This is a genomic window from Shewanella sp. c952, from assembly GCF_019654975.1.
Lineage (GTDB): Bacteria > Pseudomonadota > Gammaproteobacteria > Enterobacterales > Shewanellaceae > Shewanella.
Map to the genome: position 1 here is coordinate 65,926 of NZ_BPEW01000017.1, position 22,498 is coordinate 88,423.

At 43.6% G+C, this 22,498-nt stretch carries 19 protein-coding genes; 16 read left to right on the top strand and 3 right to left on the bottom strand.

From position 1 onward, the window contains the following. Window positions 1-3: 3 nt before the first annotated feature. The 12 genes from flhF (at window position 4) to K5R16_RS12775 (ending at window position 11,445) form a co-directional block, all read left to right on the top strand. On the top strand, window positions 4-1,404 hold the full coding sequence (gene flhF, locus K5R16_RS12720; protein WP_220737937.1) for a flagellar biosynthesis protein FlhF: 1,401 nt from the start codon (window positions 4-6) through the stop codon (window positions 1,402-1,404). A gap of 4 nt (window positions 1,405-1,408) precedes the next feature. Continuing rightward, window positions 1,409-2,290 carry a MinD/ParA family protein gene (locus tag K5R16_RS12725; RefSeq protein ID WP_259649874.1) on the top strand — a complete coding sequence of 294 codons (882 nt, stop codon included), beginning with the start codon at window positions 1,409-1,411 and terminating at the stop codon, window positions 2,288-2,290. Beyond that, window positions 2,283-3,002: an RNA polymerase sigma factor FliA gene (locus K5R16_RS12730; RefSeq protein WP_220737938.1), complete on the top strand. Its 720-nt coding sequence runs from the start codon at window positions 2,283-2,285 to the stop codon at window positions 3,000-3,002. Before K5R16_RS12725 ends, K5R16_RS12730 begins: the two co-directional genes overlap by 8 nt. Window positions 3,003-3,042: 40 nt before the next feature. Beyond that, the gene (gene cheY, locus K5R16_RS12735; RefSeq protein ID WP_012143382.1) at window positions 3,043-3,426 is read left to right on the top strand and encodes a chemotaxis response regulator CheY; all 384 of its coding nucleotides are present in this window, start codon (window positions 3,043-3,045) and stop codon (window positions 3,424-3,426) included. A gap of 13 nt (window positions 3,427-3,439) precedes the next feature. After that, entirely contained in the window at window positions 3,440-4,177 is a 738-nt protein-coding gene (locus tag K5R16_RS12740; protein ID WP_220737939.1) for a protein phosphatase CheZ, read from the top strand. A 13-nt stretch (window positions 4,178-4,190) separates the two neighbouring features. Then, complete coding sequence (locus K5R16_RS12745; RefSeq protein WP_220737940.1) at window positions 4,191-6,377, top strand: chemotaxis protein CheA; 2,187 nt, start codon at window positions 4,191-4,193, stop codon at window positions 6,375-6,377. Window positions 6,378-6,470: 93 nt separating this feature from the next. Further along, the gene (locus K5R16_RS12750; protein WP_220737941.1) at window positions 6,471-7,613 is read left to right on the top strand and encodes a chemotaxis response regulator protein-glutamate methylesterase; all 1,143 of its coding nucleotides are present in this window, start codon (window positions 6,471-6,473) and stop codon (window positions 7,611-7,613) included. Further along, window positions 7,606-8,295, top strand: coding sequence for a hypothetical protein (locus K5R16_RS12755; RefSeq protein WP_220737942.1), 690 nt, complete (start codon window positions 7,606-7,608; stop codon window positions 8,293-8,295). The genes K5R16_RS12750 and K5R16_RS12755 overlap by 8 nt, the downstream gene beginning before the upstream one ends. Before the next feature lie 63 nt (window positions 8,296-8,358). Continuing rightward, window positions 8,359-9,150, top strand: coding sequence for a ParA family protein (locus K5R16_RS12760; protein WP_220737943.1), 792 nt, complete (start codon window positions 8,359-8,361; stop codon window positions 9,148-9,150). Next, on the top strand, window positions 9,134-10,033 hold the full coding sequence (locus tag K5R16_RS12765) for a chemotaxis protein CheW (RefSeq protein WP_220737944.1): 900 nt from the start codon (window positions 9,134-9,136) through the stop codon (window positions 10,031-10,033). The genes K5R16_RS12760 and K5R16_RS12765 overlap by 17 nt, the downstream gene beginning before the upstream one ends. A gap of 360 nt (window positions 10,034-10,393) precedes the next feature. After that, window positions 10,394-10,885: a chemotaxis protein CheW gene (locus tag K5R16_RS12770; protein WP_020911709.1), complete on the top strand. Its 492-nt coding sequence runs from the start codon at window positions 10,394-10,396 to the stop codon at window positions 10,883-10,885. Window positions 10,886-11,043: 158 nt separating this feature from the next. Next, on the top strand, window positions 11,044-11,445 hold the full coding sequence (locus K5R16_RS12775) for a DUF2802 domain-containing protein (protein ID WP_220737967.1): 402 nt from the start codon (window positions 11,044-11,046) through the stop codon (window positions 11,443-11,445). 189 nt (window positions 11,446-11,634) lie between these two features. On the opposite strand, the gene K5R16_RS12780 is transcribed toward K5R16_RS12775, so the two are convergent. Further along, on the bottom strand, window positions 11,635-11,943 hold the full coding sequence (locus K5R16_RS12780; RefSeq protein WP_220737945.1) for an EscU/YscU/HrcU family type III secretion system export apparatus switch protein: 309 nt from the start codon (window positions 11,941-11,943) through the stop codon (window positions 11,635-11,637). 86 nt (window positions 11,944-12,029) lie between these two features. Continuing rightward, entirely contained in the window at window positions 12,030-13,631 is a 1,602-nt protein-coding gene (locus K5R16_RS12785; RefSeq protein ID WP_220737946.1) for a hypothetical protein, read from the bottom strand. Window positions 13,632-13,862: 231 nt separating this feature from the next. On the opposite strand from K5R16_RS12785, the gene K5R16_RS12790 reads away from it, so the two are divergent. Together K5R16_RS12790 and K5R16_RS12795 are read left to right on the top strand one after the other, a co-directional pair. Next, on the top strand, window positions 13,863-14,627 hold the full coding sequence (locus K5R16_RS12790; protein ID WP_220737947.1) for a VacJ family lipoprotein: 765 nt from the start codon (window positions 13,863-13,865) through the stop codon (window positions 14,625-14,627). Window positions 14,628-14,728: 101 nt separating this feature from the next. Next, window positions 14,729-15,835: a response regulator gene (locus K5R16_RS12795; RefSeq protein ID WP_220737948.1), complete on the top strand. Its 1,107-nt coding sequence runs from the start codon at window positions 14,729-14,731 to the stop codon at window positions 15,833-15,835. A gap of 500 nt (window positions 15,836-16,335) precedes the next feature. On the opposite strand, the gene K5R16_RS12800 is transcribed toward K5R16_RS12795, so the two are convergent. Next, window positions 16,336-17,805: a peptide MFS transporter gene (locus K5R16_RS12800; protein ID WP_220737949.1), complete on the bottom strand. Its 1,470-nt coding sequence runs from the start codon at window positions 17,803-17,805 to the stop codon at window positions 16,336-16,338. A 429-nt stretch (window positions 17,806-18,234) separates the two neighbouring features. Between K5R16_RS12800 and rfaH the strand changes: the two genes are divergently transcribed. Then, window positions 18,235-18,759 carry a transcription/translation regulatory transformer protein RfaH gene (gene rfaH, locus K5R16_RS12805; RefSeq protein WP_220737950.1) on the top strand — a complete coding sequence of 175 codons (525 nt, stop codon included), beginning with the start codon at window positions 18,235-18,237 and terminating at the stop codon, window positions 18,757-18,759. Between the two features lie 758 nt (window positions 18,760-19,517). After that, window positions 19,518-22,292 carry an SLBB domain-containing protein gene (locus K5R16_RS12810; protein WP_220737951.1) on the top strand — a complete coding sequence of 925 codons (2,775 nt, stop codon included), beginning with the start codon at window positions 19,518-19,520 and terminating at the stop codon, window positions 22,290-22,292. Window positions 22,293-22,498 lie beyond the last annotated feature (206 nt).

Below are 22,498 nucleotides of genomic sequence, written 5' to 3' on the forward strand. Positions count from 1 at the left end.
TAATTGAAGATTAAAAGGTTTTTAGCAAAAGATATGCGCTCGGCCCTAGCTCAAGTTAAAGAAACTTTGGGTTCAGATGCTGTCATCATGTCGAATAAAAAAGTCACTGGCGGAATAGAGATCGTCGCGGCAGTGGACTATGACGATCCTAAGCCTCAAATTGCGGCAGCGGCGCCGTCTCCAGCGGCCTTTACTGACCTTAGCGATGAAAAAGTGACATTAGGGTCGCGAGCGAATGTAAAGTCAGAGTCTCGCGCTAAACCAACGCCAGCGCCAGATTCGCTGCAAGCGTTGCTTGAACGTCAACAAAGCAGAGTAAACCAGCACACCTCAGCCACGCGTAGCGAAGAGCTCGATATGCCTGAGTGGGCTAAAGGTTTACAGGCACAAGTTGCTAAATCGAAAGAGCCTGCAAAGGCCGAATTTACTCCGAATAGAGCGCCGGACAGCTTTGCACCACAGAAACAAAATAGCAGCGCAGAAATGGATGCGATGAAAGAGGAGCTAGCGTCAATTCGTAGCTTATTGACTCATCAAGTCAGCACCTTAATGTCTGAGCAGAAGAAGCGCACGGATCCCGTTGGCGCGATGCTAGAGAGCAAGCTACTAGAAGCTGAGTTTTCACCGGCCGTCGCCAAAAAGCTGTCAAATTTGAGTGAACACTATTCACCAGCAGAATTAGTTGCTTCATTGCCGCGCAGTTTAGCCAATATGCTAGACAACCAAGGCGACGACATTGTTCGTCAAGGTGGTGTGGTAGCATTTGTGGGGCCAACAGGTGTTGGTAAAACCACGACTGTTGCCAAATTAGCCGCTAGATTTGCCGCGCATCATGGTTCAGATCAAGTTGCGTTGATTACAACGGATCATTATCGCATTGGAGCCTTTGAGCAATTGGCAACTTATGGCAAAATAATGGGATGCCCAGTTAAGCAGGCTCATGATTTTAATGAGTTAGAACAGATTTTGTATCAGTTTAGAAACCGTAAGTTAGTTTTGATTGATACGGCAGGTATGGGCCAGAGAGATTTACGTCTATTCCAGCAACTCGATAATTTAACTGCAAATAGCAGAATACCTATTCGTAGTTATCTGGTAATGTCTGCAACAGGCCAGCGTCGAGTACTTGAAGACGCCGTAAAACAGTTTACCCGTATCCCGCTTTCTGGCGCGGTACTGACTAAGTTAGATGAATCAGTGTCATTGGCGCCAGCGCTAAGTGTACTGATCCAAAGTGGGTTACCTTTGAGTTATGTGACTGATGGACAACGTGTTCCTGAAGATATGCAAGTGGCTGACACGTTAGCTTTAGCCAATCGAGCATTAGCCGTGTTAGATAACCAAGAATTAGAACCATTACAGAACAGCGAGCGGTCACGAGAAATGACCCATGCATTTGAGTAAAAACATGACTCCCGATCAAGCAAGTGGTTTACGTATGATGAATCAGCCAAATAATGAGAAAGTAAAAGTTATCGCCGTGTCTGGTGGTAAAGGTGGCGTTGGTAAAACCAGCGTGTCAATTAACACCGCCGTAGCGTTAGCTGAAAAGGGCAAACGCGTGCTCGTTTTAGACGCCGATTTGGGTTTAGCGAACGTCGATGTGATGTTAGGTTTACGTGCTGAGAAAAATTTATCTCATGTTTTGTCCGGAGATGCCGAATTAGATGATGTCATCTTAAGAGGACCAAAGGGCATTGGGATCATTCCGGCAACCTCAGGTAGCCAGTCAATGGTTGAATTGACTCAAGCTCAACATGCAGGTTTAATCCGCGCATTTAGTGAAATGAGAACCCAGTTTGATATTTTAATCGTTGATACTGCAGCGGGGATCTCAGACATGGTGCTTAGTTTCTCTCGGGCATCACAAGATGTATTAATCGTTGTTTGTGATGAACCAACATCGATAACCGATGCTTATGCACTGATTAAAATTTTGAGCCGAGAACACGGTGTGTTCCGTTTTAAGATTGTTGCTAACATGGTGCGCAGTTTACGCGAAGGGATGGAGTTGTTTGCCAAGTTAAGTAAAGTGACGGATAGATTTTTAGATGTTGCGCTTGAACTGGTAGCTACAGTGCCTTTCGATGAGAATTTACGTAAGTCAGTAAGAAAGCAAAAGCTGATTGTTGAGGCGTTCCCTAAGTCTCCCGCTGCGATTGCTTACCACGGGCTTGCGAACAAGATAATGAGTTGGCCGATACCTTCTCAACCTGGTGGACACTTGGAGTTCTTTGTAGAACGATTGGTCCAACGTCCTGATTATAAAGAGGATAAATCAGGTGAATAAAGCGGCCGCGTATACTAGTTTAGATAATAAGACCTCTATCGTTGAACAGTATGCACCGTTAGTAAAAAGAATTGCCCATCATTTATTGGCGCGTTTACCGGCGTCAGTGCAGTTAGATGATTTGCTGCAAGCGGGTATGATGGGGCTGTTAGAGGCATCATCAAAGTTTGATGGCAGTAAAGGCGCGAAATTTGAAACCTTCGCCGGTATTCGAATTCGTGGCTCTATGTTAGATGAAATAAGACGCGGTGATTGGGTTCCGCGATCGGTGCATCGCAATCAGCGTCGTGTTGCGCAAGTGATTGATGAGCTAGGGCAAGAGCTTGGTCGTGATGCACGAGATCCAGAGATTGCAGAGCGATTAGAGATGTCGCTCGATGAGTATTACAGCATTCTAAATGATGTCTCAGTGGGCAAAATTGTTGGCATTGAAGATTTAGGTGTCGCAGTTGATGTGGTAAACCACGAAGATAATCATGATGACGTGGCTTATGAGTCGCTGGCTGAAGTTGAATTTCATTCAGCGTTAGTGGCAGCGATAAAACTATTACCAGAACGTGATGCTCTGGTATTGTCACTGTATTACGATGAAGCATTAAATTTAAAAGAGATTGGGGCCATTCTTGAGGTCAGTGAGTCTAGAGTTAGCCAGATCCATAGTCAGGCGATGCTAAGACTCAAAGGTAAACTCAAGCACTGGACGCAAACATAACAATAAACAAACACTAAAAATAAGTTCCGCGGAGGAAACCTTGGACAAGAATATGAAGATTCTTGTTGTTGATGACTTTTCAACAATGAGACGTATCATCAAGAACTTGTTGCGAGACTTGGGGTTCAACAACACTCAAGAAGCAGATGACGGTTCAACAGCCTTACCTATGTTGCAGAAGGGCGATTTTGATTTTGTCGTAACCGACTGGAACATGCCAGGAATGCAAGGCATTGATCTCTTAAAGGCGATACGTGCCGACGATGAGCTAAAGCACTTACCAGTTCTGATGGTGACGGCCGAAGCTAAGCGGGAGCAAATTATTGCAGCCGCTCAAGCTGGTGTGAACGGGTACGTAGTTAAACCTTTTACCGCAGCAACGCTTAAAGAAAAGTTAGATAAAATTTTCGAGCGACTCGGTTAAGCAAGGATGAGCAATGCAGCAACATACTTCAGGGCTCATTACTCTCGAGCAAGCTGAGAGCCTCGTCGCGTTACTTCGCGATGGCGAGCAAGCCAAAGCCGATGAATTGGTGAGAGACATAGCCTCACCGATCCAGAAAGAACTCTTCGATGAAGTTGGCCGTTTAACCCGCCAACTCCACAGTGCAATTGTCGACTTTCAAGTGGATAACCGCTTGATTGAACTTGCAAACACCGAAATCCCTGACGCGAAAGAGCGCTTAACTTACGTTATTGATATGACGGAGCAAGCAGCGAATAAGACCATGGATGCGGTAGAAGAGTGTTTACCTTTAGCGAATGCATTAAGCAGTAATATTCAAGCGGTCAAACCAGCATGGGATAAACTCATGCGTCGTGAATTGCCACTTAATGAATTCAAAGTGCTATGCCATGATATTCAGCAATTTGTAGAAAGAAGCGAATCGGATGCAAACCGAGTAAGAGAACTTCTTAATCAGATATTGCTAGCACAAGATTTTCAAGATCTAACTGGACAAATGATCCGCCGAGTGATTGATCTCGTCAGAGAAGTTGAGAACAGCTTAGTATCGATGTTGACCGTCTTTGGTGAGCAACCAGCAACTGCTGCTGAAAGCGCACCATTGCTAGATGTTGAAGCCGAAGGTCCTATTATGAACGCAGAAAAACGTCAGGATGTCGTGACGGGTCAAGATGAAGTTGACGATCTGCTTTCGAGTTTAGGTTTTTAAGGGAGTCAAAATTATGTCCTTTGATGTTGATGAAGAGATACTGCAGGACTTTTTGATCGAAGCTGGTGAAATTTTAGAGCTTCTACAGGAACAACTGGTCACGTTAGAAAATAATCCTGACGATACCGATCTGCTTAACGCCATTTTTAGAGGCTTTCACACCGTAAAAGGTGGTGCTGGTTTCCTCAGCTTGACGCCAATGGTCGATGTCTGCCACGAAGCAGAAAATACCTTCGATCTACTACGCACAGGCAAACGACAAGTTAGCGCTAACCTTATGGATGTTATCCTACAGGCAGTGGATGCGATTAACTCAATGTTTGCAGAAACTCAAGCAGGCCAGCCTCAATCTCCAGCCGACTCCAATTTGTTAGCACAGCTAAAAACCTTGAGCGCTGGACAATTACTGCCTTCAGAGCTGGTTGATACTCAAGCGAGCGCAGCCACAGTCGAAAGCGTGACAGTAGTTGAAGAGCCAACAGTTGAAGAGGTTGTTGTAGAAGCCGCGGCTCCACAAGCTGGTGATATGACAGCTGGCGGCAGTATCGATGACATCAACGACGCAGAATTTGAAGCATTACTCGACGCATTGCACGGCAGCGGCAACGGCCCTGGTGTGGATGCTCCAGCAGGCAATGTTGATGCTGCACAAAGCTCTGATGACATTACCGATGATGAGTTTGAATCGTTACTCGATGAACTGCATGGTTCGGGTCAGTTTAAGGCACCAGACGTGCCTGCTGCCGAAGAGGCAACACATGTTGTTGACTCCGATGAAATAACCGATGATGAGTTTGAGCGTTTGCTGGATGAACTACATGGTTCTGGAACCGCTCCTGCTGCGGTCGAAAAACCAGCGCCAGCTGTGACAACACCAGCTGCACAAGCTCCAGTGGTTCAAGCTATAACCACTTCACAGCAAAAAGCCGTTACTGCTCCAGTTGCTAAGACTGAGGTAAAAGCGGAAGCAAAGCCTGTGGTAAAAGCTGCACCGAAAGCTGCTGGCAATAATATGCCACAAGCTGAAACCACGGTACGTGTTGATACCTCAAGACTTGACCAGATCATGAATATGGTTGGTGAGCTGGTATTAGTCCGTAATCGTTTGTTGAGCCTTGGGATCTCACGTGATGACGAAGAGATGTCAAAGGCTTTAGCAAATTTAGACTTAGTGACAGCGGATCTTCAAGGCGCAGTCATGAAAACACGTATGCAGCCAATTAAGAAAGTGTTTGGCCGCTTCCCGCGTGTTGTTAGAGATTTAGCTCGTAGTCTCAATAAAGAGATTGATCTTGTTATGGTAGGTGAAGATACCGACCTCGATAAGAACTTAGTCGAAGCGTTAGCCGATCCACTGGTGCATTTGGTGAGAAACTCAGTCGATCATGGTATTGAGATGCCTGATGACCGTGAAGCTAACGGAAAAGCGCGTAGCGGAACGATTACTCTGTCGGCGAGCCAAGAAGGCGATCATATCCTACTAAAAATTGAGGATGATGGCGCTGGAATGGATCCCGAAAGGCTTAAGAATATCGCGATAGATCGCGGTGTACTTGACGAAGATGCTGCAGCCCGCATGACAGATGAAGAAGCTTATAATCTGATTTTTGCACCAGGCTTTTCAACCAAGGTCGAAATATCTGATATTTCAGGTCGTGGCGTAGGAATGGACGTGGTTAAAACACGGATTACTCAGCTAAACGGCACCATCTTTATTGATTCGCTTAAAGGCAAGGGCACACGTCTAGAGATTAAAGTGCCATTAACACTGGCTATCATGCCAACGTTAATGGTGGAAGTGGCTGAGCAAGTATTCGCACTGCCTCTGTCTAGCGTGAACGAGATATTCCACTTAGATCTAACTAAAACCAATGTGGTAGATGGTCAACTGACCGTTATTGTTCGTGATAAAGCCGTACCACTGTTTTATTTAGAAAGTTGGCTCACTCGAACACAAACTGGCGCAATCCATGGAGATAGACAGCATGGACACGTGGTTATTGTGCAACTAGGCACGATGCAGATAGGGTTTGTTGTTGATTCACTTATTGGACAGGAAGAGGTGGTGATTAAACCACTAGGCACCTTGTTACATGGTACGCCGGGAATGGCTGGGGCTACTATTACCTCCGACGGTGGTATCGCGCTGATTTTGGACGTTCCAGGACTACTAAAGCATTACGCTCGCAATAAAGGCTAACGTCTTATTTAAGGGACAACAAGAAAATTAATTTTCGACTTGTCCTTTTTGCGTTGTGTGAATGCAGGAACCCCATGCGTTATAGGAATTTAAATGGGCATTAAAGTACTAGTTGTCGACGATTCAAGTTTTTTTCGGCGACGTGTAAGTGAGATTGTCAGTCAAGATCCAGAGTTAGAAGTGGTTGGTACTGCGGTTAATGGTGCTGAAGCCGTTAAACTCGCGGCAGAGCTTAAGCCGCAAGTGATAACCATGGATATAGAGATGCCAGTGATGGACGGGATCACTGCGGTTAAGCAAATAATGGCCAGCAGTCCAGTGCCAATTTTGATGTTTTCATCATTAACCCATGACGGCGCCAAAGCAACGTTAGATGCGCTGGAAGCTGGCGCTCTTGATTTTTTGCCTAAACGATTCGAAGATATTGCCACCAATAAAGATGACGCAATCGCATTGCTGCAGCAGCGTATTAAAACCTTAGGTCGCCGTCGTCTATTTAGGCCTGCTGTTCGCCCCTCAACCGCTACGGCAAAACCGCGTACAACTTCGGCGCAATCGTCAGCGTTAACTCGAACTGCAGCTTCGAATAAGCCTCTACAGCCGCAGGTAACAGATAAACCCACGAGTCGTTCAACGGCAGTGGCTCGTGCAAGTGGCAAGAAGTATAAAGCCTTGCTTATTGGTACCTCGACGGGCGGACCTGTTGCACTGCAAAAAGTGTTAACTCAATTGCCGGCAAATTACCCGCACCCGATTTTGCTGATCCAGCATATGCCAGCAGCATTTACCCCTACGTTTGCGACTCGTTTAAATAGCTTGTGCAAAATTGAAGTAAAAGAGGCTCAAACTGGCGATCAATTACGTGCGGGTTGCGCGTATCTAGCTCCTGGCGGCATGCAGATGATGCTTGAACGCAGTGGTAGTTTTGGGCGTATTAAAGTGCTCGCAGGTAAACCAGAGATGAACTATAAGCCCAGTGTTGATATCACCTTTGCATCAGCATCTAAGTTATTCGGTGGCGATGTATTAGCGGTGGTACTCACTGGCATGGGTGCTGACGGTCGTGAAGGCGCTCGTATGCTCAAGTCTGTTGGCGCTAATATCTGGGCGCAAGATGAAGCAAGCTGTGTGGTGTATGGCATGCCCCAAGCGGTAACCAATGCCGGCATTGCGACTAAATCGATTAGTATTGAGCAGATGGCTGAGTCAATCCTCAAAGAGACTGCACATGGCTAATAAACAACGGCAATATGATTGTAAAGCTAACAGCAAAGGTGCAGTGAACACTGTGTCATTGTTGGTGATGTTTTTACTCAGTATTGCCGCTTTTGTTTTAGGCTCACTTTATTTTGAACTCAGATATAAAAATCAATTACTGCTCGATCAAGTTGCCGAATTAAAAGATAGTCAGATTTTGTTTATGGTGCCCGATGAACAAGCTGAGGTTATGGCCAATTGGATGGCGGAAAATCCAGTGCTTGTGCAGTCATTTGTCGCTCGCGCACGTGCAGGAGAGCTTACGTCAATGCCGATAGGTGATGGTAGCGTTGAGCAACTCACTCAAAGCTCTACAGTACAATCTGATCAGGCGAAACCCAAAAATGGCGTTACCGCAGATAAGAGTATTGATAATACAGCTGCTGATCCGTTAACTATCGATTCTGAAGACGTCGTAGTACCTGCTAGCGATAATCGTTTGTTGCAACAGGATGACTCTCCAAGTGTTAATACCGAGCAGGCAACTGTATTACTAGAAGATCCTAGTACTGCTAAGTATGACGCTAGTGAGATAATCCCAGAGACGGTTTACACTCTTCCTGACAAAGCTCAAATGCTCAATATTACTGAAGAAGGCGTAAAGCTGATAAGTCTGCCCCATGGCGGGATCAGGATCACAACTCGAGCGTTAGAAGAGTAACTGTCAGCTAAGTGTGAGTTAAAGTCTCTCAAAGACGGTGGCGTAGCCATCATAAGGATCATTTTGAAAATTTGGACCATAGCAAACCAGAAAGGCGGCGTTGGTAAGACAACGACTGTTGCTAGTTTAGCTGGCGCATTTACCAAGCGTGGTAAACGAGTGCTCATGGTCGATACCGATCCTCATGCATCATTAGGCTATTACTTAGGAATTGACAGTGAAGAGTTACCGAGCTCTTTGTATGAACTTTTCTTAGCCAATACAAAGTTAACCAAAGAGACTATTGGCAATTATATCGTGCCGACCAATGTGCCAAACCTTGATTTAATTCCCTCTACAATGGCGTTAGCTACGTTAGATCGTAGTCTCGGGCATCAAGAAGGCATGGGGCTAATTTTAACTAAAGCGTTAGCGCTATTAGAAGACCAATACGATGTGGTTCTTATCGATTGTCCACCAGTACTTGGCGTATTAATGGTTAATGCTCTTGCAGCTAGTCAGCATATTATCGTACCGGTTCAAACTGAGTTTTTGGCGATTAAAGGACTGGATAGAATGGTTAAAACCATGATCCTCATGGGACGATCCAAGAAAGTCCAGTATAGCTACACAATCGTGCCAACCATGTTTGATAAAAGAACCCGAGCTGCCACCGTAGCCTTGCAACAGCTGAATCAAGATTATCAAAACAACCTCTGGACTGATGTTATTCCGGTGGATACTAAATTTAGAGATGCAAGTTTGAGCCATTTACCCGCTTCACATTATGCGCCTCGTAGTCGCGGCGTTAAAGCTTACGACAGACTACTTGATGACTTGCTAGCGAAGGACCTCTCCCATGTCAAAATTGGTTGATGATGCAGTAAGTGATTACTTCTCTTTATTGTTAACTGATAATGCTGAAGAGATAGTGGCCGCTGAGCCATTAATGTCAGCAGCCGCAGAAGTGCCTAATAGGCAACTTGAGCGTCATTCAAAGGCTGAAGTTAAAGAATATGCAGTTAAAGAGCGGGTTAGTAGCCAAGCATTGGAACAGCTATTAGCGCCAGTCTCTGCAGTGCAGCCCAGCGAGACAGTCGTAGATAACAAGCTAGAACAAGCTCAAGTACAACAGACTTTGGTGGCGGAAAAGGCTAAAGCTAAAGTAATTGATGAAGTCGCTGCTGACTCATTAATGAGTAATGCCATAGCAGCGACAGCAACAGAGGCCGAAGATATTGACTCTGTTAGCCATAAACCGCTATTTAAATCTCCACCGGCGCCTCCTAGCGTCACAAAAGATTTGATAGAGCAGTTAGATGATGAGTTTCAGGTGCTTTTCTTTAACGTTGCCGGACTGACGTTGGCTGTGCCCTTAGTGAGTTTAGGCGGCATCGTAAACCTTGATCGCATTAACCACTTAATGGGGCGGCCAAGTTGGTATCTCGGTGTCCAGCAGCACAGGGAGTCCCAACTTAACGTTGTTGATACTTGCGCTTGGGTAATGCCTGAAAAATACGATGACTTAGCACAAAGCGTTAACTATCAGTATATCGTGCTACTGCAAAACAGTAGCTGGGGCTTAACCTGCGAGTCATTGGTGAATACTGTTAAAATACACAAGTCTCAAGTTAATTGGCGCAGCCAAGCGGGCAAAAGACCTTGGCTTGCTGGGGTAGTCAAAGAGCAGATGTGCGGTATTTTAAATGTTGATGCGTTAATTGCTATGCTCGATTCAGGGCTTGGCAGTCAAGGCTAGCTCTAGGTGACTCTATGTCTCCAAGGCGGTAGGTTGGCAAAATTTGCAATTGCTAGTTTAGAAAAAATACCAAATGCCGATAAAGTGCATAGGTTTGTAGTATTTCGATATTAAAGTGATTGGTTTGAAGCGCATAGAAAGATATGATTATACCAATCACAGTAAGTAAGTGTTCAGAAATAGCGCAGGAAAAACACTTGAAAACAAGGCAGGAATTTTCGATAAGTAGTTATTCTACAATTAAAATTCTTAACGACGTTATCGAGTATTTTGACAAGCTAGAGTGAGCAGTTATTTACTACGATTGGTATTAATATAATATTTAAATAGATAGTCACAGAACTATTGATTGAGGCGATTATGACAAGTTCAAATAGTGTAGCCGTAGCGGCTGGCAATGATGATGCAGTGTTACAATGGGTGACTTTCAAGTTAGATAATGAAACGTATGGCATCAACGTCATGCAGGTTCAAGAAGTACTGCGTTACACTGAAATTGCACCAGTACCAGGTGCGCCGCATTACGTACTTGGGATTATCAATTTACGTGGTAACGTTGTGACAGTTATCGACACGCGTTCGCGTTTTGGGCTTGCGTCTGCAGACGTCAATGATTCAACACGTATTGTCATCATCGAAGCTGAAAAACAAGTTATTGGTATTTTAGTCGATAGCGTTGCAGAAGTTGTCTATTTACGTCGCTCTGAGATTGATAATGCGCCAAATGTTGGCACAGAAGAAAGCGCTAAGTTTATTCAAGGCGTGAGTAATCGCGATAGCGAACTATTAATCTTAGTTGACCTTGATAAGCTACTCTCAGATGAAGAGTGGATGGAACTGACGCAGATATAATTACACGCCGTTTAGACGGTTCAAGCTGGGATGGAAAAGCTGGATTAGCTTTTACCGTCAGTGAATTTACAAACGTTCCGCTAGCTGTAAGCGGAGCGTTTGTTTTAGTTTTTTCATGTTTGCCTTCAACTCCCTTTAATTGAAAAGAGCCATAAATGATTGCTGAAGAGATTTTAATCGGTACTGCGTTAGTGTTTGTGGTGTTATCCATTGGCACGGTTGTGCTTATCAGTAAGCAAGCTAAGAAGCTACGCGCGAAAGTTGAAGCGTTAACATTATTGGTCAAAGATGGCGATAAGCAAAGAGAAGCGGTAAAGCGTGAACTGCAAGAGCTTAGAAGTGGCACTATTGGGGTTGGCCGCAGAGTGCTGGAACTTGAAAAGAAGCTGCAACAGCAAGATGCCAAACTTGAAGAGACAAATCAGCAAGATCCACAAGCTAGATTGTATTCCAGAGCGATGAAAATGGTCGACTTAGGTGCAGGCATTGATGAACTTATTCAAGAGTGCGAATTACCAAAGGCCGAAGCTGAGTTATTGATCCGCCTACATAGGAAGTAAGAAGGCGTCGCTAAGGTCACTTTGAAGGCACTTCGTTTCTAGCTAAAAAATGAACAGCGCAAAGCTTTAGTTTTAGGCCTCCAAAATGCCCTTTACTAGAACCTATAGTCTGAAATACACAAGCCTAGCCAAATCTTTTGTAGCCGTAAAACTACAGGTTGTTTGTCTCTTTAGTCCCTTAATAAACCTCTAAACCTCTTCCATGATCTTTTCATGCATGCCATTCCACTTTTCAGGGAATTTACCGTCAAGTACATAGGCGAAAGCAATCAGCTCGGCGATGAGTAAATAGAGCTCTTTAGGAATAGCCTCTCCAACTTCCATTTTTTGTAAAAACTCGCATAGGTGCTCGTCCTTATGGATGAATATCCCAGCCTCTTCAGCAAGCGCAATCATCTCTTGCGCTAATTCACCTTCGGCTTTTGCTGAAATACTTGGAGCTGTGCCTTGTTCGTATTTAACTGCCACAGCCTTGCTAGGCTGTTCATGCTGGCTCATTGGCTCTCCCTTTTAATCTCATACTGATATATCTATCCGGCTCTAGTTGATGGCTGTAACTTGGTTATTACTTCTTATTGCAGTTGTTAGACTTTTACTTTCACCAAGTAATGTTCGCCTGGTAGCAAAGTAGCCGCAACTGCCTGCTTTTGCGTGTTTATTGCCACTACCGATAACCCCAACTGTTCAATCTTACTGCTAAGTTTAGGGCTGAGTAAGTTAACTTTATTTAATAGATTTTGATTATCACTGGCAAAATCAACGGTAATACGTAATGCATTATCAAGCCTATCTACACCACTTGCCTTGGCAGTAATCAATAGTGGACTCGATGAAAGGTTGAATTTCAGTCTCAGCTTCCAATGGTTAGTACGCTTTTGTGGGTCATTAGATTGTTCAAAATGCCCCTCAAACTGTTCTTGGTAATGATTGATTGAATAGGGCAGAGCGAAATACCAATGATTATTGCCATCAACAGCACCTGATTGTTGCTGATATAAGCTTAGATTATTGAGTAATTCCGCTAAAGGCTTTTGAGCCTCTGTGGCTGCTAGTATCGATAATATCTGTGGAGACAACCCTAAGCGAGTTTGTAAGGCTGCCAATCTATTTGTTAACTCATTGCTTAGAGGTGCTATAGCGCGCTCCATCGCACTTCGGCCTAATAAAAGCTGGCAGACTAAGCTTAAGGTATTGACGTGGCTTGGTGCCGCCGACAGCCAGTTTGATGGGGCGATATTGAGCAAATTTAGGCTAAGTAGCGCTTGTTGTAATCTGTTGGGCTCACTCAATGACGACAGCGATTCGGGATTGAGCATGGGCAGTCGTTTAAACATCTCACTTGCTAGGCTAGTCGTTGGCAAGCTTTGTTTAATTGATGCCCTAGGCAGGGCTCCCGCCTTTGCTAATGCCGTGGTTAGAAAATTTTTCGGTTCAGGTTTGTTGTTTTTGTCGGCAATATCTGCTGGCAATTTAGGAGTCAATGGCGTTGATTCTTGCTCTTGCGGCAGTGGTGTACTTTCTAGCTGTTTAAAGAGCGTCCTGTACTGGTGATTAACGTTGGTTTTGCTGTGAGTTAACGCTTCTGGCCGTGGAGCCGGTTCCTCATTATTGCTATGAGAACCGTCGAGAGTTATCGGTATTTTTGCTTGGATCGGTGTGAGCTTAAGGAATAGCTGTTGCTCTCGTGTTTTCACTGCGACTGAATACTCCCCACTAGCTAATGAAACCAACATCGACAGAGTTAGCCTAGAGCCATTATTAAATTGGAGTTCGGAACCTGAAACCTTTGCATTTGGTAGCAAGTAACCTTCACTCTTATTCCCTAGTTTGATTAATTTTCGCTCGGAGACATTATTACGATTAGCTAGCGCAAGCATCGCTTTTGGCATTGGGAAATAAAGCGCTTGGCCTAAGGTAAGCAGTTGCATTTGAGTGGTATTACTGACGAGAGCGCTTTGCTGCACTATATTCAATAGGAATGCTTGGGCCTTCGTAAACTGATGTGGGCTTAACGGCGTTGCTAGTTTTACGTTATATGTGTGCCCTGAAAAGTGCACTAATACACCATTTTTATTAAGTGTAGCGGTAACCGGGATCAGTGACGTTGGCCGAGCTGATAGCGGTACTTTTTCGGGCGCATTAGCGCTACTTGCATGACTTAACGCTGAATGGGTAATGTTATCCAAAAGAGAGCCCTGTTTTATCCAATTAAATAGACATGTTTTATCACAAAATTATGTTTGATCTTATTGTGTTACTGAGTATCCTTAGTCGTCTTACTGGAATTTTACAACTTTGTTAGTCGATAACCTTATATTTAGCGCAATTACGCGCTCTTATGACTGTATCGGCAGTAACATACAAAGGCTTTAGTGAAACCAACAGTAAGAAATACAGACCTATTCAAAGAGACAATTATGAAGTGTAAATGGATTGTGCTTTCTCTGGCGATATTTGGGTTTTCTACCATAGCTGCAGAAGATGACATCAAGGACGGTGAGAGCGTCACTGTCACCTATAATGATCCTCGTGACCCTATAGAAGGGTTTAACCGAGCGATGTGGGATCTCAACTATTTGTATATGGATCGGTACTTTTATCGACCTGTAGCGCATGGCTATAATGATTATATCCCTCGTCCGGTTAAAAGTGGCATTAACAACTTCGTGCTTAACCTCGAAGAGCCTAGCAGCATCGTCAATAACACATTGCAAGGTAAATGGGGTTGGGCTGCAAATGCGGGGGGGCGTTTTACTGTCAATACTACTCTTGGCTTACTCGGCGTTATTGATGTAGCTGAAATGATGGGTATGACACGTAAGCAAGATGACTTTAATGAGGTGCTTGGTTATTACGGTGTGCCCAATGGACCGTATTTCATGGCACCATTCTTTGGACCTTATGTTACCAGAGAACTCGCCTCTGATTGGGTTGATGATCTATACTTCCCATTATCAGAGCTGACATTTTGGCAGTCAGTGTTAAAGTGGGGCCTTAAAAATCTGCATAGTCGAGCATCAGCAATCGATCAGGAGAGGTTGGTTGATAATGCTTTAGACCCATATACTTTCGTCAAAGACGCGTATTTTCAACACATGGACTACAAAGTATATGATGGTGATATTCCTCAGAGCGAAGATGACGATGAATTGCTTGATGAATATATGCAGGAGCTTGATTAAATAATGAATTTGTCGGCAACTAATAAAAGAAGAGTCGATAATAAGCGGAAACATCGAAAACAAGGATGTGAGTTTACGCTGTTGTGAGTTAAGGACAGCAAATGGCGCTAAAAGAACTAACTATTCTGCTGGTGGAAGACGATCCCGTTTTCCGCAAGATTGTTACGGCCTTTTTAGAGAGTCGAGGAGCAATAGTTCACGAGGCTGATAATGGTGAACTCGGTTTAAATTACTTTAAAAAGCAACGCTTTGATGTTGTATTAGCTGATTTAAGTATGCCAAAGCTTGGCGGCTTAGAAATGCTGAAAGCGATGAATCAATATAGCCCCGGCACACCCTCGATTATCATATCGGGTAATCAAGCAATGTCAGATGTGGTAGATGCGCTTAGACATGGTGCCAATGATTATCTGGTGAAACCCGTCGCAGACCTTTTTGTTATCGAAAACGCTATCAAAGAATGTATTAATGGCACACTTGAAGAGTCATTGCAGTTTGACGAGTTAGAATCTCTGTCTTATATGGAACTCAATCAAAATCTTGAATTATTAGCGCAAAGTGAGCAAGCCGCTAAAAGTGTTCAACAACAGCTATTCCCGCCGAGTCGGATTGAGTATTCCAAAGCCGAGATCGACTATAGTCTATTTAACACCAATGAAGTTAGTGCTCATTTTATTGATACTGCCATGCTCGATGATTCGCATATTATGATGTATATGGCGCACTTTTATCCGCATGACAACCGAGCGGCATTCGCTAGCGTGCTACTAAAGAGCTTCGTCAACCATAAGCTCAAGCGATATCGTAACCAACAGTCCCTGGTTATTGCTGAGCCATACAACATGCTTACTTACCTTAACGATCGAATGTCAAAGTCTGGTTTAGACATTTATGTTGATATGACTTACGTGGTGATTGACTTGTCGAGTTATCGGGTAGCAATTGCGCAAGCTGGGAGCGAGTTTCGCTGTTACCTTCGCAACAGAGAAGGGCTTGCACCACTAGCCATTGCAGACTCTATGCAGCTAGGAGTCAGTAATTGGGGAGCCCCTTCAGTGCAATTTCGAACATTAATGCCCGGCGAACAGCTTTGTATTTTAACCAATGTTAGTGAGCATAAACTTCAACTGCTCAATAATGAGTTTCATGGACTTGTGCACGACGAGAATATGCCTGCAGGCGGGTTTATCCAGCTCTCTGCTACTTAGGTAGTTTCTGAGAAAATAGGGCTATTGGCTCTAGGGTATCGGCTTCTTGTGAACACACAGCTAATATATTTCTAGCGTAAGTAAATAACAATCCGTTTAGAGCAATGGATATTATCAGCTTGGAACAAGCTGGAACTGTTAGAAGTGTGGAGGAGGGCATCTAAGCTAACTTGTAACGCTTATAAGTTGCTCAACGGTTTAAACATTCTGATTTAAAAGGTTATGTTTATAAAGAGTAAGTTACTGGAGCAGCGCTATCAACCCCTGCAACTATTAGTTCAAACCCCACGACTGTCGAACTATATCGCAATAGAAATTGGCTTCTTTGATTTGAAAAGCACTTTAGAACTCATAGATGAAGCAAAGCAGCTTTCATCAATATGACTAACAGCGCTAATTATGATGAGAAGCCTATAGGCTAACTCTTTTAATGTCATCGATACAAAAATGCCTCGTATTACTACGAGGCATTTATACTCAACTCTAGAAGAATCTAGAATTTACTGTTTTATTCCTTCATGCTCAGCTGTAACTGCAATCTCTTGCTCAAGAGCTTCCTCTTCAGTTTCTGCATGACCTTCAGCGCCGTGCATCCAATCAACAAGCTTGTCAGCCATGAAGTATAGGATGACACCTGAAATAGCTGAAGTGATTGCGATACCAGCGAAGATCGCCATTGCATTAGCAAGTTGCTCCTCTTTTGCGCCGCCATGTCCAATAAATGAACCGACTACACCGCCAATCTTATTAGCGATAGCAACGAATAGGAACCATGCACCCATCATTAATGATGCGATACGCAGTGGAGCCAATTTAGTTACCATTGAAAGACCAATAGGAGATAAACAAAGTTCACCCATGGTGTGGAAGAAGTATGCACCTACTAACCACCACATGCTTGATTTAGCATTAGCGTCGCCGCCCATCTCTAAAACAGCACCGATCATGAATAGGAAACCAATACCTAGAAGCACAAGGCCTAAAGCAAACTTCACCGGTGAGTTAGGTTCATTCTTTCCTAAACGGATCCAGATAGAGGCGATAACAGGCGCGAAAATTACAATGAACATTGCGTTAAGCGACTGGAACCAAGTGGTAGGAACTTCCCATCCACCAATCATACGGTCAGTAAAGTCGTTAGTGAACAGGTTCATCAAACCACCGGCTTGTTCAAAACCAGCCCAGAAGATAATAGTAAACAGACCCATGATCATAATAACTTTAATGCGATCACGTTCGATTTTTGTTAGTGGTTCTTTACGAACATCACCAGCGGCTTCGTTCTTCTCTTTTTCGAGCTTGGCAGCTGGGTAGCGTCCAATATCACCTAGAAGTTTCTGCGCGAATATGAACTGGATGATAAGTGAAAGTACCATACCGATACCTGCACACAAGAAGCCCATTTGGAAGTTACCATCATAAGCTGCAACAACTGAGCCTACGATAATACCTGAAAGGAATGCACCAACGTTAATACCCATATAGAAGATAGTGAACGCGCCGTCACGACGATGGTCACCCTCTTCATATAAGTCACCAACCATGGTTGAGATGTTTGGCTTAAATAGACCATTACCAATGATTAACGTACCAAGACCAATATAGAATACCATGGTTTCAGAACCTGGGATCCAGCTATGTGGTAGTGCTAGAATGAATTGGCCTGCAGCCATTAACGCGCCACCAATCATAATTGCTTTACGTTGGCCTAAATAAGCATCAGCCAACCAGCCACCAATAAGCGGGGTTAAATAAACAAGACCTGTAAAGGTACCATAGAGTGATATAGCATCACCCTGAGTCCAACCTAAACCATGCCCACCTTCAGTTTGTACTTTATCTACAAGATATAACACCAAAATGGCGCGCATTGCATAATAACTAAACCGTTCCCATAGCTCTGTTGTAAACAACAGGAACAATCCCTTCGGATGCCCAAGCATCGTCCCCTGGGGTTTTACTCCGCTCATTTGTTCTTCCACCTTCAGCTTGTGATTGCCTGTGAGTCAATAAACGCCACAGAAATATATTTTTATAAATTGTCACGTACCAAATCTGCGGGATATACACACTCAAAATGTTATTTTTAATGTGTATATGTAGCGGTTTTGGTCGCTCTGTTATGGGCTTATATTCTAATTTTTATTATTTGAAGCTAAAAATAGCGCCAAATGCGATAAAGCCTACCTTATATACCCTTTTAAGGTGGCTTAAGTCAATTTTAAGGGAGCGACTGCTGACTTAATGAACACTATAAAGTGAAGCTGTTCTCGTTCTGTATAATTGCCAGCCAAGCAGATATGTCTGTTTAAATTTGCATTGGTTCCCCGTTTGTTTTTTGATAAAATGCAATACCGTGAAAGGACGTCACTATTTTTTGATGATTGGAGTTAATTTTAATGAAAGCTTGGTATTTGTTATATTGTAAGCCCCGTGGAGAAGCTCGGGCACAACAAAACTTGGCTCTTCAAGAGATTGAAACCTATATTCCGACATACCCCGAAGAAAAGAAGCATAACGGTAAGGTCACTGTCAGACGTGTGTCTTTATTTCCAAGTTATCTTTTTATCCATTTTGACCCTCAAGTCACGAGTGTTTCCCGCGTACACAATACACGTGGAGTGATCCGTATTGTGGGCTGTAAAGAGTTAATGACGCCAATAGATGAAGGTGTCATTAGTGCTATTAAAGCACGTGAACATAAGTGGATAAACGAACTGTTACCAGAGTCTAGCAGTAAAGAAGAACTCGTTTCGCCTATACAATCTGGAGATAAAGTTAAATTTGTTGAAGGACCATTTGCGGAGCTTGAAGGTATTTTTCAGGAGAAAAATGGCGAGAAGCGTTGTTATGTTCTATTCGATATCATGGGCAAACAGCAACGGGTCTCTGTAGATCGTTCTACCGTCAAACTCGCTGGCTGATATTATTGGTTGTAGTCGATAAACCACTTCGTATGTGAGACATTAGCCATAGTTTTAGTTCAGATTTTAGACCGATGTTTTTTCCTCCAGTTGCAATTAGTGAAATATGGAATGGGCGGTCTTTTGTTAAATTGATGCTGAAAATGCGTCTACGGATTAGATTAAAACTACAAAGTAATCCTTTTGTTAACGTTATAGCTTCGAGGCAAGCTTAAATTTGCTGATTTACTTGATACAAATAGAGACCTTTGCTGCATTTTTTATTGTCCTTTAGTGATTAAAGGGTCGCTGTATACCTTTAAGGCTTTTTGACGAGTGTCATAAAAGTAACGTAATGTTTTTTTTTTAAGCATTTGGCAAGAGAATAGTACGGAGTTACTGTTCTGACCATTTCGCTGATGTATAATCTCGCGCTTAAGATTAATTTGGAATAGAACATATTAGTTGTTGTTTTATTGTTAATTAAGTGGCCGGCTATTGTACTTGCTCTTAATTTTAGTCAATAAATAGATGTTCCTACTATCAGATAAAGTGAATTTTCCGCCAGTCGGAAGGGCAATTTGGAAGCCGTAATCCATGGGCGGTAGCGTGTCTGAAATTTATTTTATAACCTTGCTTTAAGGCTAACTCACTTAGTTTTGAGCCCTTACTCGCACCCTCTATATGTCGATCACGTCATATTTTTAATTAGATATATCGATTAGTGTTTGTTGTCTTAATCAATATTATTCTTTATTTTTGTTTGGAGATAAAACTCGGTGTTACATAAAACCAAAAAAATTGTCATCGCAGGTGCTAGTGCATTGCTACTATGGTGCGGGCAAGTGCAAGCTGTAACCCCGTCTCCGCAGATGATCGAGCAGTTTAAAAACTTACCAGCGTCAGAGCAGCAGCGTTTAGCTAAACAATATGGCATTGACCCATCAATGTTAGGTGGCAGTAGTGGCTCACAACAGCAATTAGAAAACCCACAAGTGGTTAACTCTCGTGGTGAATATGATCGCAACGGAAACTTGATCCCAAACTCTAACCAAAATCCGAACTTCTCAAATAACCCTAATAAAGAGAAAGAGCTTACCTTTGAAGAAGACGCGGCAAAAACTGAACTGAAGCGATTTGGTTATGATTTGTTTGCTGGCGAGCCGACTACTTTTGCACCTGTATCCGACGTGCCGGTGCCGAGTGAGTACCTAGTAGGCCCTGGGGACAACATAAAGGTCCAGCTATATGGCAAAGATAACAAAGAATATGACTTAGTCATCAACCGCGAAGGTGTGATTCAGTTTCCGGAACTAGGGCCTGTTAACGTATCAGGGTTAAGCTTTAGCGAATTGAGAACATCTTTATCGCAACGCATTAAGAAGCAGATGATTGGTATCGAGTCCAATATCACGATGGGCGAGCTTCGCTCTATTCGTATTTTTGTTGCTGGTGATGCATATAAGCCTGGGTCATATACGGTTTCAAGTCTTTCGACAATCACTCAAGCATTATTTGTTGCTGGTGGCGTTAATGAAATTGGCTCACTGCGTAATATTCAGGTGAAACGCAATGGTAAGCTAGTTGGTTCAATGGACTTGTATGACCTCTTACTGCGTGGTGATGCATCGGGTGATGTACGTCTACGCTCTGGTGACGTGGTATTTATACCGTCGGTTGGCGGACTGGTTAGTGTTACCGGTGAAGTCAGACGGCCTGCTATTTATGAACTTAAGAAACACGAAACAATGGCGCAAGTCATTGAGATGGCCGCTGGCGTTAAACCTGGCGCATACCCAAAGCGCAGTAGTGTAGAGCGCTTTAACAAAAATAGTCTTAGAACCATTGTTAATGTCGATCTTACATCTGATGCCGGAAAACGAACTAAAGCACTCGCTGGCGATGTGATTCGAGTCAAAAATGCAACTTCACAGTACGAAGATGCGCTTACCGTTGTAGGGGCGGTTGTTCGACCTGGCAAATATCAATGGTTTGAAGGTCAGAAAGTTAGCGATTTAGTTCCTTCTATTTGGGGAGATCTAACTGTATCTGCAGATTTAGAATACGCAGTTGTTGTACGTGAGATTAATAAACAAGGAGATATTCAGGTTTACCAGTTTTCACCATCAAAGGCGATAAACGGCAATGTATTATCTGAAAACCTCACATTGGCTCCTCGCGATAAAGTTATATTTTTCAATTTTAGCGATATGACGCAAAATCGTTATGAGTTGAATAAACTTGTAAAAGAGCGAGTAGAGAAGGTTCAGTCATTGGCTGGCGATTCACTTATCGGTAACGATCTATTTAAGGCGGGTTTCTCTCAGCTAAATCAACAGAAATTCGCTGATCGAGCTGAACTTGGCGGCGTGGCGATTAACAGTAAAGCTGAAGAGGATGAAAGTACGGCGATAAAAGGTGAGGTCAACAAAATGTTGGTTAACCTTTTTGAAGACCGCGACTTGATAAAACTTAGTTCTGTAATGAACCGCGGTGAGCTGCTTTACCCTGTAATAATGAAGCTAAATAGCCAAGGGCGCGCGGGTACAGGCGTTCAAGCTGTTGCGGTTAATGGCAAGGTTAATAACCCTGGCATTTATCCTCTGGCAGTAAATGCTAGAGTTCAAGACCTAGTGATTGCAGCAGGCGGTCTTGAAGAAGGTGCTTACACGACCCGAGCAGAATTGACTAGTACACACACAACTGTCGATGGCTCTTCAATTAGCCACAAAAACATCGCACTGGATGTCGCTCTGCAAGGTGATGTTTCACAAAACCTGCTACTTAAAGGCCGCGATATTCTTACTGTTATGACTACGCCTGATTGGCAAGAAAATAAGTCAGTAGAAATTCGTGGTGAAGTGAAGTTCCCTGGCACTTATAACATTCGCCGTGGAGAGACATTAGGTGACGTGCTTACCCGCGCGGGTGGCTTTACCGAGTATGCATACCTCCCTTCAACCGTTTTTGTACGCGAGTCAGTGCGTCAACAAGAACAGTTAGAGATTAAAAAGCTTGCTGATCAACTTCGTCGAGATATTGCAACACGTGGTGTATCGAAAGATGGCAACGTTGTAAATTACAGCGATGCTCAGATGATGCTGACAGACCTTGAGACCATCCAAGCAGTAGGCCGTTTAGTGGTTGACCTTTCTGCAATTTCAATTGGTATCTCTCAGGCGGATCTTCAACTTGAAGACAAAGATGTACTCTATATACCATCTACTAAACAAACCATTGCTGTAATGGGCGAAGTGCAACATGCTGCAACGCATAGATTCAAAGATGGCCAAACTGTTGACCAATACCTAGCGATGTCTGGCGGCGCTAGAGAGCGTGCTGATGATGATAGAACTTATATCATTAAAGCCGATGGCTCTGTAATGCTCCCAAATAAGTCTATGTGGTTTAGCAGTGAGTCAAGCTTACAACCAGGCGATACTATCATCGTACCGCTTGATACAGAGTATAAAGATAACCTAACGCTCTGGACTCAAGTTACCAGTATCATATACAACACCGCAGTCGCATTCGCCACAGTCGCAAATCTCTAGACCGCAAAGCGGACATAGAACGCCGTTGGCTTGCTAGAACGTTCGCAAGCTCACGGCTAGAGCGCTACTCTGATAGAGCTGACTTCGGTCTGCTATAAAGTCAAAAGGTGAAAGCAAAAGTTGAGCAGCTTTTATCTCTTGATTGTATTGAGTCTAGAAGGAGCGAAGCGACGTTCTCGCCGTGAAAAAGTTACGTCTTAGAAGCA